Annotated in this window: 1 protein-coding gene; it reads right to left on the reverse strand. The window is 43.2% G+C overall.

The genetic code is table 11. From position 1 onward, the window contains the following. Nucleotides 1-126 precede the first annotated feature (126 nt). On the reverse strand, nucleotides 127-1,248 hold the full coding sequence (locus tag AB4585_RS22280) for an ISAs1 family transposase (RefSeq protein WP_372170987.1): 1,122 nt from the start codon (nucleotides 1,246-1,248) through the stop codon (nucleotides 127-129). Between the last annotated feature and the right edge of the window lie 127 nt (nucleotides 1,249-1,375).

Here is a 1,375-nt window from a genome sequence, read left to right on the forward strand (position 1 = left end):
ATTATGTTTTTTCGTATCACGTTTATTATATTCACCGAATGAGTTTAAGATCACAACATCGTATTGACTCAGTGTATGAGTTTGCACTCTACTGGTAGACTCATGCCAGGGCGACCGCATGAGTGCCTAGTTTTCCACCACCTGACTAAAGCCAGCACTCAATACTGCCTCTAGCATTGATGTATTCATCATGCAGCGCTTTTGCTTACCAACAATGCTTAGCTTGGTTGGCTCTTCTCGGAGCATGTTCAAACTCATATGGCGTAGGCATGATAGATTCTCTGCACCGTGATCTTTGTATATCTGGCACGCATCTTCATTCATGGTTACATCAAGCACCCAGTGCATTGATTCTATGCCCCAATGCTCTCTGACTGCCATCGCTGCTTGCTCTGCACTCAGCTTTTTAGAACTGATATAATAACGGTACTCTAGATCGACAGATTTGCCTTTCTCAAGGCGAAAGTTTTCAACCATAACAATGCTCTTCAAGGCTTTCCAGCGAGAGAAGTTACCTTCAAGTTTCGTACTATCAAAAACATAGCATTGGCGTGATTCTATACGACCGTGTCCTTGCTTAAGAGAGATCTCATCAACCACATTGGCTCGTTGAGAAGAGAACGCCTTTTCTATTGCTTGTCGGAGTTTTCCTTGGTTGCTCTTTACGGCAAGCAGGTAGTCTCCACCTTGATCTACAATGGCTTTAGCAATCTTGGTTTGACAGGCCATAGCATCAATGGTTACTAGCGCTCCCTTGACATCGAGCATCTTTATCAGTTCAGGGATCGCTGTAATTTCATTGCTTTTTTGTTCGGTTTTTAACTGCCCTAATACGAGCTTGTTTGATGACGCGTAAGCACTGATCATATGAATAGTACTCGCTCTGTCTTCGCGATTATATGAGCCGCGAAGCGTTTTGCCATCGATCGCAACGACTTGACCATCAGTAAGGGTGTGAATTGATGACATCCAGTTTATGAAGCATTCATGAAACTGCTCAGGTTCAATCGTCGATATTATTCGAGCAACAGTGTCATCAGCAGGAATACCGTTCAAAAATAGGTCATTGCGCCTAAACCAGTCATGATGTCCGAGAATGTACTCACGAATATCAAACCAGCCTTTCGCACCAGCAATAACCGCACATAGCGAGCCAAAAAGGACTTCAAACAGGCAATAAGTGATCTTTGCACCTTGGCGTTGGTCGGTAATCGTTTGAAAATGTTCTTTGAAGTGGTCAATGTGCATGATTTGCTCCCTAAAAAGGGAGCATATGATCACAGCTAAATGTGATCGTCAAATCGATCGTAGTTTTGACCAAAAAATGTTCACGATCTCACCCTGGGTGATGTAGTGAGTTAGAACTGAATAGAAG

This window comes from Vibrio sp. 10N.222.49.C9, assembly GCF_041474985.1.
Classification (GTDB): Bacteria; Pseudomonadota; Gammaproteobacteria; order Enterobacterales; family Vibrionaceae; genus Vibrio; species Vibrio crassostreae_C.